Origin of the sequence: Anabaena sp. CCY 9402-a (assembly GCF_963920945.1) — a bacterium.
Lineage (GTDB): Bacteria > Cyanobacteriota > Cyanobacteriia > Cyanobacteriales > Nostocaceae > Trichormus > Trichormus minutissimus.
In genome coordinates, this window is sequence record NZ_CAWUDL010000125.1 from 1 (window position 1) to 9,835 (window position 9,835).

Genomic DNA, 9,835 nt, shown 5'->3' on the forward strand with positions numbered 1-9,835 from the left:
GCCTCTTGAAAATCCTCTGCATCTACTTTACATCCAACTTGTGTATACACGGTAGAGTAGGGAAGGGGGAAAATTAAAAGCCTCTCTCCTTGCAGGCTACGGTGTACACACAAGTCTGATAACCTTATCCCGTATCGTTCTGATCCCCCCTAACCCCCCTTAAAAAGGGGGGAACTAGAATCAAAGTCCCCCTTTTTAAGGGGGATTTAGGGGGATCAAACCACATTTTGTACTCAGCATAAAGATGTGTGTACACCCTAGCTCCTTGCAGGGGAGAGGTTTGGAGAGGGGTTTTCTCTTTCCCGTAAAAAGTAAACCATCATTACAACCGCGCAAAAATCGCCTCCCAAGTTTTAGCATTTGTCCAATAAGCACCGTGAGAACGGGGGAATGGTTGTTTACTATCTACCACTACATCCTCAACATTAGGAAAAATTCTACTACCAACGTAGCTGAGGAAATCCCGTAAATCATAAATATTTAACCATTCCGGGAAATATTCCGGCAATGGCTGCCCATATTCTAGACTGTACAGAGCATTAATCTCATATAAAAATGGTGCTTGAGAACCCACCGTAACTAATAATTCCACCTGAGACAGTGCTTGCTGCGCCAGCAAATCTACACAAGCGATTCCCCCTAAACTATGGGCGAGTAACACCACCGGCGGTTCAGCTTGGGCGATTTGTTCCTTGATAAAAGCCCGAATTTTCTCCCCCCGCGTCTGATACAACAGGATATCAGAGGGCATAGGCGAAACCTTATCAGTCACAGCACCACGCCTGCGCTTGACATAATTTGTCCCCAGGTGCAGCAATGGCTTGACTAACCAATTACCCAAACCTAACTGCGCCTCAGCTAAAGTCAAAACCAGGGATTCTACAACTTTGTCTCGCAATTTTGCATCAGTGAGTATGGGCGGGAATCGTTCCTGTTGTTCACTAATTAACATTGCTTCAGCGACAATTGCCCTAGCGACAACTGCCGAATACTCATTTAAATCAGACTCGCTAACTATGGGTAAAACTTCCTCATAAGCCTGAGAGTGAATCACCACCTCTCGCGCTTCTCTAAACACTCCAGTAATTCCCGCCTTAGACAATTCCGCTTCCAATTCGGGGGTAGGTGTAAAATTCTCAACCTGCCTCTGTAACCTATCTGCGGGCTGTTCCCCAAAAGGATTTGAGCTACCTTCCTCAATCGATTTTAATGAGAGCAGGCGCAATTCATACAAAGGATCGCGGTATAATTCACCCCACAGGGCAACATCTGGGTCTTCTGTCTCCACCTCATCTATTGCTTAACATAGTTTGGGTTTTTCAAGTCGTTCTACTAAGGGGTAATATTCAATGGCTCTAAAAATTCTAGTTGCAGAATTTCGCCTGGATGGATATTTGGTAAACAATTACTATTTATCATCATTTTTTACTCAGTGGTAGTCTATGTCCTTGAGTTTAATTCCACCTTCCACACAGCAAATCAACAGCGAAATATTTAGTCGCGCTGGTGTGGAAGTCTCTGTGCTGCGCCTTGATTTAATGCACCCTTGGGTAAATGGTAACAAGTGGTTCAAGCTGAAATACAACCTCTTAGCAGCCAAAGAAGAAAATTACACCACAATTCTCACCTTTGGCGGTGCTTATTCTAATCACATCTATGCAACGGCTGCGGCTGGGAATCTTTTAGGTTTTCGCACTATTGGCGTGATTCGTGGTGAAGAACGGCTTCCTTTAAACCCCACCTTAAGCTTTGCTGTGGAACAAGGGATGCAGCTAGTATATATTGACCGGGAAACTTACCGTCAACGCCACACCCCAGAATTACACGCAGACTTACGCCAGCGTTTTGGTGAGGTTTTTATCATTCCTGAAGGTGGTTGTAATCTTAATGGTGTGCGCGGGTGTACAGAGATACTTTCTGAAGTTACAGCAGAATTTGATACTATCTGTGTAGCTTGTGGGACAGCTACTACTTTAGCTGGGTTGACACTTTCGCTACAACCAAAACAGCGATCGCTTGGTTTCCCTGTGTTGAAAAATGGGGAGTTTCTCAGACAAGATATCACCAACCTAATGACGCAGTACCTCGCCTCTGGACTACCTGCGCCATCGACTACTCCCGCACCTTGGGAATTGGTATGTGATTATCACTTCGGTGGTTATGCCAAGTTAAATGATCAGCTTATATCATTTAGTGACGAGTTTACCCAGTCATACGGCATCCCACTCGATTACGTATATACCGCCAAAATGTTTTATGGGGTGATGGATTTGATACGAAAAGGAAGTTTGGGGGGCGATCAGCTACGCTGGGCGGAACGCCATCGCCTACTTTTAATCCACACAGGCGGTTTACAGGGAAATTTATCCATGAAAAACATCAAGCGTGCAAATTAGCTTGTTCTTGTAACCAAGGATCTACGGGTTGTCCATCTTTACGCCGCAATTCGATTTCTATTGCTATCACTTCCTTTGAGCCAGGAGGAGCAGGTTTTTGATGGAAAATAATGTCATAATCCAATGGATTTTGATTTTTTTCTTTCAACCAGTCTTGTACTTTAGTTGTGGCAAAGAATGATTGTCCTTGATCAAACATCCGCGTAATCTGCATTTGCAGCGTATATGGATTGATGCGGCTCATATTTTACTACCTTTATTAAGTAATTTTAAAACAGAGAAGCTACTTACTGGGCAGAAGAAATCCAAAGCCTAATTATGACACGAATTTATTTGTTCTATCCTTGATTATTTCCCCAGTTCGGTAAACCTCATCTCTTAGGTTTGATACTTAGCAGTCAGAACTCATATATCACGAGGAAAAACCAACAGATATAGCTGAGTACGGTAAATGGCAATACAAAACCCATGAGGTATCCTTTAGAATTGAGCTAAAAAGATATATGAGGAGTCATCAGGATGCAAGGAACATACAATTCTGATAAGCGCAAATTGCTATCATCTCTGAGTCATGGGGCAATTTTCTTTAGTACAACCTTGTTTTCAATTGGAGTTCCCATTGTCATCAACTTACTTTCCGATGACCCGGTTGTCAAAAGCAATGCTAAAGAATCTATTAATTTTCACTTTAATGTTTGGTTTTGGGCAACAGTTATAGGTGTACCCCTAGGGATTATATCTTGGATAACCTTTGGTCTGGGCGGTATTTTGTTTTTCCCTGTGGTGGCTTTGGGTTTTGCACTGCATTGGGGATTGACAATTTGGGCTTTGTTTCATTGTCTTACCCAACCTGATGAACCTTTCCGTTATCCGTTTATTTTTCGACTCTTTTAAAATTACGCTGAGTTTGATGAATAGACCATATTATAGGGGTTTACCAATGATAAATCCCTATGATAGATGTAGTTTTTAGTTGTCAATATGTCAGCCCTAATATCCATCAACTAAATTGATTCGTGAATTGGTGCTATAGGACAAATTTGTAATCCTACAGGTGTATTTAAAACTGCCACTTCTACCCCTAAAACTTCAGCTAAATTTTTTGGTGTGAGGACAATTTCCGGTTTTCCTAATGCAAAAATATTACCTTGATAAAGTAATGCAATCCGAGAACTATATCTTGCAGCTAAATTAATTTCATGTAAAACAGTTAAAATCGTAATTCCTTGATTTTGATTTAGTTTTTTTAAGAGTTCTAATAATTCTAATTGATAGCGAATATCTAAATAAGTTGTGGGTTCATCTAACAATAAAATCTGCGGATTTTGGGCTAAAGCTAGTGCCAAAAAGGCTCTTTGTCTTTCACCACCAGAAAGTTGTTCTACCAGACGTTCTTGATAAGTTTCCATCTGGGTTAAATGCAAAGATTCTGTAACTTTTTCTCTATCTTCTGCATTTAAATCCCATTGCCACCAAGGTTGATGGGGTGTGCGTCCTAAAGATACTAATTGCCGGACTGTTAACCCTGGGGGAATGGCTTGTTGCTGAGGTAATAAGGCTAATTTTTGGGCGACAACGGCGGCGGGTTGAGTATGAATGGCTTTCCCATCTAATAATACAATTCCTGTTTCGGGAACTAACAGGCGACTCATGAGTTTAAGTAGTGTAGATTTGCCAGAACCATTAGCACCTACTAAACTCAACCATTCTCCTTTTTCAATTGCTAAGGATATGTTTCTAACTACAGTTTTAGCTGTATATCCACCAGTTAAGTTTTGCGTTTCTAAGGGCATGATAATATAATTCGTAATTCGTAATTCGTAATTCGTAATTAGGAGATTTAAATTCCGGTTTTACGACGATAAAGTAACCAAATAAATAGGGGTGAACCTAATAAAGCGGTTACTGAACCTACGGGAAGTTCTACAGCACCTAACCGGGATAGTAAATCTGCAATAGTCATGACTACTGCGCCTCCTAATGCACTGAGTGGTAATACGGCGCGATAGTCTGTTCCTACGAGTAGACGGATACCATGCGGTACTATTAAGCCGACAAAACCAATTAAGCCGCCAATGCTGACAGCACCTGCGGCTAACAGTGTAGCAACTCCGCCAATTAAAATGCGCGATCGCGTTAGGGAAACCCCCAAACTAACTGCTAATTCATCCCCTAGATTTAATAAGTTCACCGATCGCGCTAACAAACATCCCAAGACTAATGCCACACTAATATAAGATCCGGCTGTGGTTACTTCTGTCCATCCCCGTCCATTCAAACTACCAATCAGCCAATTTAGCGCAGCCTGTATGCGTCCATCCTCTGTTAAAAGTAGTAGCACAGACTGGATTGCACCAAACATTGCACTTACCGCCACGCCTCCCAAAATCAACCTTTCAACAGAAACACCATCCCCAGTCTTCGCTAAAAAATAGACAATCACTGTTGTGAATACACCCCCAACCCAAGCCGCTAAGGGAATCCAAGCCACAAATACGCCTAAACTGAACATCGCGATCGCCACTAAACCAGCACCCGCAGAAATACCTAGTAAAAACGGGTCAGCTAGTCCGTTACGTAACATTCCCTGGAGTAGTGAACCGGCCATTCCTAAAGCTGCACCCACCAACATTGCAGCCACAGTTCTCGGTAAGCGCAAATCCCAAAGAATAGTCTGATAGAGTTCGTCTCCTTGTCGCCAAATAGCTTGCCATAATTGTTCAGGTGTCATGGCAACAGCACCAAAAGACAAGGACAATGCTACCGCCAAGACTAGAACAACAACTAAAAATAAGGTAGCTAAAATTACCCGCGCTTCATTTCTAGAAGCAGCGTTAACACTCCTAAACAGCTGCTTGAGTTTCATTTGTTGCTATAAATTTGTGATTTGAGCTAAAGTTTGGGCAATTTGTGGAAATTTGGGGTATGAGCTTCCTTAACTTTAATATCATGACACCAATTAATCGGATTCATTCTGCATGGTTGCCCATCCTATCACCGCTAATGGCGATCGCCTCTGCCCTGATTGTTGGTACTATCCTCATATTACTAGCTGGGGCAAATCCCATCACAGCATACACAGCTTTATTACTTACTTTGGGTTTGGCAATACTCTCACTCAAATGACACCCTATTCTTCGCCGCTTTCCGTAGTGGTGCGAACGTCATGCAGCACAGTGCTAAGTTAAAAGTTAAAAGTCCCAAGAAAGAATACTGATTTTGTAATTTTTTGATGAACTATTATTTACTAAATCTTTATAAAATATCAGTAGTTAGTTTGTGTTTTTCAAAGTTTTGATATTCTCCTCACTGATTGCGGATGAGTTTATATACTTAAGTACAGATTGATAGTATTTCTTGATACATTAGATTTTCAATTAACTGCTGAATGAAAGATTTTTATTGGAGAATTGTTAACAGGAATTTAAAATTCAACACAGCAAACTCATACGAAAGTTGATACCTTGATACAAGGAGACAATTACTGAAAATCGCCAATCGCAAATTCATGGATTCTTTATCAATCAGCTCTTTACTTGAAGATTTAAAAAAGCCTAATGCTTTAGTCCGGGAGCAAGCAACAAAGCAACTCTGGCGTATTTGGTTTCAGCAAAAGGGAGTTTACGGGCTGGAAAAAATCGACCAAAGTCAAAAATTGCTTGATGCTGGGGAAACTACTGAGGCTGAAAAAATTCTCACCGAACTCATTAAAGAACAACCTGACTTTGCAGAAGCCTGGAATCGTCGTGCTTTTCTCTACTACAGCATAGGCGATTATCGTAAATCCCTAGGGGACTGTCAGATGGTGATTCAGATTAACTCTGTACATTTTGGTGCGCTGCATGGTATGGGTTTATGTTACGCCGCCTTAGGAAAATACAGTAAAGCTATCAAGGCTTTTAGACGCGCCTTAGAAATTCAGCCCTACTCTTTGGTGAATCAAAAATTAATTTTAGAATGTACACTCAGACTGAGCTAAAACAGCATCAAGGAGAATACATCAATTTTGTTTCTCCTAAGTTCATTTAGCCTAAGCCAAACAAGGGGTATTTGATCAAGCGATCGCTACAGGTATTTACAAAGACTTATATTAAGTTTAAACAGAGAGACGCGAAGGAAAACGCAAAGTAACGCGGAGTGAAAATTCTCTGCGAACCTCCGCGTAAACCTCAGCGTACCTCTGCGTTAAAAAAAGGATATAAGCTAATGACGATCGCCAATTTAAATTCCCTCATTAACTCCCTGGCAGGCATAGAAACTATTACAGACACTCATCAAGTAGCAAAATTATCCCAAGACTACCACACCTTTAGCCCAGTCCTAGTACCTAAACTAGAAGGCAAAGTTGGGGACATCGTAGTCCGTCCCGCCAACGAACAGCAAGTGATAAAAGTTGCCGCTACCTGTGCTAAACACCGTATACCTATCACCGTCAGAGGTGCAGGAACAGGCAACTATGGGCAATGCGTACCTATGCACGGTGGCGTAATTTTAGACATGACCAAAATGCAAGCTGTGAGTTGGGTAAAACCAGGGGTAGCGCGGGTAGAAGCTGGGGTGAAATTAGCTGCTTTAGACAAAAAAGCGCGAGAAATTGGTTGGGAAATGCGGATGTCCCCTTCTACTTACCGCACAGCCACCATTGGCGGATTTATAGCTGGTGGGAGTGGGGGTATAGGCTCAATCCAATATGGATTATTAGGCGATCGCGGTAATCTATTAGCATTAAGAGTTGTCACAGTAGAAGATGAACCCCGTGTCATTGAGTTGCGCGGCGACGATGTACAGAAGGTAAACCATGCTTGGGGTATTAACGGCATTATCACAGAAGTTGAAATTCCCTTGGGGCCAGCCTATCCTTGGGCAGAAGTAATTGTCACCTTTGCAGATTTCATGACAGCCGCCAAGTTTGGGCAAAGCCTAGCTAACGCCGATGGGATGGTGAAAAAGTTAATTAGTGTCTTTGCATCGCCCATTCCCCAATACTTCCAAGCCTTACAGCAATATATCCCTGACGGTACTCACTCAGTATTTTTACTAGTAGCTGAACCCAGCTTAGAATTTTTACCGGGGTTAGTGCAGCAATACGGTGGACAAATTACCTACCAAAAACCAGCAGAAGAAGCAGTTAAGGGCGTTAATTTAGCAGAATTCACCTGGAATCACACCACCCTACACGCCCGGAATGTAGATACCCAGATTACATACTTGCAAAGTATGATTCCCCCAGCCAAAGGTCTGGAATTAGTAGAGCATTTATATCATCACTTTGGTGATGAAGTGATGATGCACTTAGAATTTATTCGGATGAATGGTGCAGTAGTTCCCGCCGCTTTACAACTAGTACGCTACACCACAGAAGCACGGCTCAATGAGATTATCCACTACCACGAAGCCCAAGGTGTGTTTATTGCTAATCCTCATACCTATATTATTGAAGATGGGGGCAGGAAAGTAATTGATCCTGAACAATTAAAATTTAAGGAAATGGTTGACCCCTATGGATTAATGAACCCTGGTAAAAGCAAAATGCTACAATTTACAATTCAAAATTAGGAATCACAAAAATACATAGTAAGTTAATCTGTGTATTCTGTGGTTATAGTAAATTCAAGTATTTAAGACCCCTATGTCTATACTTCGCTTACTTGAGTCGAGGTAATAGTCCTCTACTCCAACTGTTTTGAATTTTGAATTGTTACATACCGACACTACACCATTCCCATTCATGATTGAAATTGACGGTTCTTACGGTGAAGGAGGCGGACAAGTTCTTCGCACTTCCCTGAGTCTAGCCGCCATCACTGGTGAACCCATCCGCATTACAGGAATCCGCGCTGGACGCAAAAAGCCAGGATTAGCCGCCCAGCATTTAACCGCCGTTCGCGCTGCGGCTAGAATTTGTCATGGGCAATTATCGGGTGATGAGTTGGGATCAACAAGACTAGAATTTATACCGGGTAGTGTGGTACAGCCAGGAAAGTATAGTTTTGATGTCAGTGAAGTGCAACAAGGGGGTTCGGCGGGAGCAATTACTTTGGTGTTGCAGACAATTCTTTTACCTTTAGCTTTAGTTAATGGTGACTCCCAAGTAACTCTCCGGGGTGGAACTCATGTTATTTTTAGCCCCACAATGACTTACATTGAGCTAGTCTATTTGTCGATGCTCAAACGGATGGGGATAGAGGCAAAAGTCAAATTGGGTACTTGGGGTTGGTATCCCCAAGGTGGGGGAGAAGTAGAAATGTTAGTGAAAGGGGGGTGTCAACTTCAGGGTATCCACTTACTAGAAAGGGGGAATTTACACTTAGTACGGGGACTGGCAGTAGTGACAGAATTACCTGCGCACATTCCCCAACGCATGGCAAATCGTGCTGAGAATTGGTTACGTAGCTTAGGACTAAAGGCATCTGTACGAGCATTACGAGAAAAAGGTATAGCACCAGGCGCAGGTATTTTTTTAACGGCTGAGTATCAAAATAGCTTGACTGGTTTTGGCGGGTTTGGACGGTTGCGATTGTCTTCAGAAAAAGTAGCAGAAATTGCCTGTGAGCAACTGTTGAAATTTCATCAAACTGGCGCACCAATTGACGAACATCTAGCAGATCAATTATTATTACCTGCGGCTTTAGCCCCACAAGTCACTCATTACAAAGTGGCGCAGGTGAGTACGCACTTAACCACCAACGCCGCCGTGATTGAAAAATTTGGCTTGGCGAAGATTAAAGTCGATACAGCAGAAAAGATTGTCTCAGTGATACCAGTAATGAGTGCTGTTAGCGGAGTGGGGCGTGAGCAGCCATGACTCAGAGCAGAAAAACCAATCGATATCGAACCATTCAATTAAGGGAGAGTTTCTCGTAGCAAGGCGCGAAATCCTACCTGTTGAAAATGCTCGTTGGCAGTCAAAGCCTCAGTAATGCCACAGAATTGCATGACAATAAAAGATACACAATCAATAAAGCCCCAATCTTTGTCAGGGCTTTCACAGTATAACTGGAAAGCTCTTTCGTACAATTCCTGAGATAAAGGGACAATTTCCACCTTGGGGTCAGATGCTAGAGAATTTAACAGCACGATCGCCTGATGACGATGAGGTTGTTGGCATAAAATATTGCCAATTTCTAGGATGACTGTTTGGGTGGTAATGAGACGTGTACCTGCCTCGTCTAACAATTTAGCTAAGTGTACCGCTCGCTGATGTAAATGATCCTGGGGTGCGGCTAAGGCAATGGCAAATGATGTATCAAGAAACACTTCAGGTTTCATGCAGAAGTTCCTGACCGTACAAATACTTGTCAATGTTAGCAGACAAATTTGGTGGACTATGGAGTTGCAGCGATCGCGCCGTCGCTAAAAAAGACACGGTTTCTTGGGCATTAGACAATACGGTTCAGTTAAGGCTAGCAAGCTGATGAGTGATATGAAATTTCGGAACT

Annotated in this window: 11 protein-coding genes and 1 pseudogene; 6 read left to right on the forward strand and 6 right to left on the reverse strand. The window is 42.4% G+C overall.

From position 1 onward, the window contains the following. Positions 1-322 precede the first annotated feature (322 nt). The gene (locus ACM0OR_RS26750) at positions 323-1,288 is read right to left on the reverse strand and encodes a hypothetical protein (RefSeq protein ID WP_414579449.1); all 966 of its coding nucleotides are present in this window, start codon (positions 1,286-1,288) and stop codon (positions 323-325) included. Between the two features lie 154 nt (positions 1,289-1,442). Here ACM0OR_RS26750 and ACM0OR_RS26755 point away from each other — a divergent pair, with 154 nt between their 5' ends. Next, on the forward strand, positions 1,443-2,396 hold the full coding sequence (locus ACM0OR_RS26755) for a 1-aminocyclopropane-1-carboxylate deaminase/D-cysteine desulfhydrase (RefSeq protein ID WP_414579450.1): 954 nt from the start codon (positions 1,443-1,445) through the stop codon (positions 2,394-2,396). Here ACM0OR_RS26755 and ACM0OR_RS26760 read toward each other — a convergent pair. After that, positions 2,380-2,640 carry a hypothetical protein gene (locus ACM0OR_RS26760; protein WP_190695329.1) on the reverse strand — a complete coding sequence of 87 codons (261 nt, stop codon included), beginning with the start codon at positions 2,638-2,640 and terminating at the stop codon, positions 2,380-2,382. The genes ACM0OR_RS26755 and ACM0OR_RS26760 overlap by 17 nt on opposite strands. Positions 2,641-2,915: 275 nt before the next feature. Between ACM0OR_RS26760 and ACM0OR_RS26765 the strand changes: the two genes are divergently transcribed. Further along, positions 2,916-3,290: a DUF4870 domain-containing protein gene (locus ACM0OR_RS26765; RefSeq protein WP_190695332.1), complete on the forward strand. Its 375-nt coding sequence runs from the start codon at positions 2,916-2,918 to the stop codon at positions 3,288-3,290. Positions 3,291-3,400: 110 nt separating this feature from the next. Here the strand turns inward: ACM0OR_RS26765 and ACM0OR_RS26770 are convergent, their stop codons facing one another. After that, the gene (locus tag ACM0OR_RS26770) at positions 3,401-4,189 is read right to left on the reverse strand and encodes an ABC transporter ATP-binding protein (protein ID WP_414579451.1); all 789 of its coding nucleotides are present in this window, start codon (positions 4,187-4,189) and stop codon (positions 3,401-3,403) included. Between the two features lie 47 nt (positions 4,190-4,236). Next, entirely contained in the window at positions 4,237-5,262 is a 1,026-nt protein-coding gene (locus ACM0OR_RS26775) for a FecCD family ABC transporter permease (RefSeq protein ID WP_414579452.1), read from the reverse strand. A gap of 83 nt (positions 5,263-5,345) precedes the next feature. Here ACM0OR_RS26775 and ACM0OR_RS26780 point away from each other — a divergent pair. The 4 genes and pseudogenes from ACM0OR_RS26780 to rtcA form a co-directional block, all read left to right on the forward strand. Further along, positions 5,346-5,527: pseudogene (locus ACM0OR_RS26780) on the forward strand (ABC transporter permease); the annotation flags it as partial. Between the two features lie 377 nt (positions 5,528-5,904). Next, complete coding sequence (locus tag ACM0OR_RS26785; protein WP_190695341.1) at positions 5,905-6,375, forward strand: tetratricopeptide repeat protein; 471 nt, start codon at positions 5,905-5,907, stop codon at positions 6,373-6,375. A 227-nt stretch (positions 6,376-6,602) separates the two neighbouring features. Beyond that, positions 6,603-7,952, forward strand: coding sequence for an FAD-binding oxidoreductase (locus ACM0OR_RS26790; RefSeq protein WP_414579453.1), 1,350 nt, complete (start codon positions 6,603-6,605; stop codon positions 7,950-7,952). Between the two features lie 172 nt (positions 7,953-8,124). Next, positions 8,125-9,201: an RNA 3'-terminal phosphate cyclase gene (gene rtcA, locus ACM0OR_RS26795; protein WP_414579455.1), complete on the forward strand. Its 1,077-nt coding sequence runs from the start codon at positions 8,125-8,127 to the stop codon at positions 9,199-9,201. A 38-nt stretch (positions 9,202-9,239) separates the two neighbouring features. Here the strand turns inward: rtcA and ACM0OR_RS26800 are convergent, their stop codons facing one another. Then, positions 9,240-9,665 carry a type II toxin-antitoxin system VapC family toxin gene (locus ACM0OR_RS26800; protein ID WP_190695343.1) on the reverse strand — a complete coding sequence of 142 codons (426 nt, stop codon included), beginning with the start codon at positions 9,663-9,665 and terminating at the stop codon, positions 9,240-9,242. Next, positions 9,655-9,783, reverse strand: coding sequence for a hypothetical protein (locus ACM0OR_RS26805; protein ID WP_414579454.1), 129 nt, complete (start codon positions 9,781-9,783; stop codon positions 9,655-9,657). The genes ACM0OR_RS26800 and ACM0OR_RS26805 overlap by 11 nt, the downstream gene beginning before the upstream one ends. Positions 9,784-9,835: the final 52 nt, after the last annotated feature.

Coding starts and splice junctions, on each gene's coding strand:
- ACM0OR_RS26785 (WP_190695341.1), top strand. CDS start 5,905: ATGGATTCTTTATCAATCAGCTCTTTACTTGAAGATTTAAAAAAGCCT.
- rtcA (WP_414579455.1), top strand. CDS start 8,125: ATGATTGAAATTGACGGTTCTTACGGTGAAGGAGGCGGACAAGTTCTT.
- ACM0OR_RS26770 (WP_414579451.1), bottom strand. CDS start 4,189: ATGCCCTTAGAAACGCAAAACTTAACTGGTGGATATACAGCTAAAACT.
- ACM0OR_RS26760 (WP_190695329.1), bottom strand. CDS start 2,640: ATGAGCCGCATCAATCCATATACGCTGCAAATGCAGATTACGCGGATG.
- ACM0OR_RS26765 (WP_190695332.1), top strand. CDS start 2,916: ATGCAAGGAACATACAATTCTGATAAGCGCAAATTGCTATCATCTCTG.
- ACM0OR_RS26755 (WP_414579450.1), top strand. CDS start 1,443: ATGTCCTTGAGTTTAATTCCACCTTCCACACAGCAAATCAACAGCGAA.
- ACM0OR_RS26800 (WP_190695343.1), bottom strand. CDS start 9,665: ATGAAACCTGAAGTGTTTCTTGATACATCATTTGCCATTGCCTTAGCC.
- ACM0OR_RS26790 (WP_414579453.1), top strand. CDS start 6,603: ATGACGATCGCCAATTTAAATTCCCTCATTAACTCCCTGGCAGGCATA.
- ACM0OR_RS26775 (WP_414579452.1), bottom strand. CDS start 5,262: ATGAAACTCAAGCAGCTGTTTAGGAGTGTTAACGCTGCTTCTAGAAAT.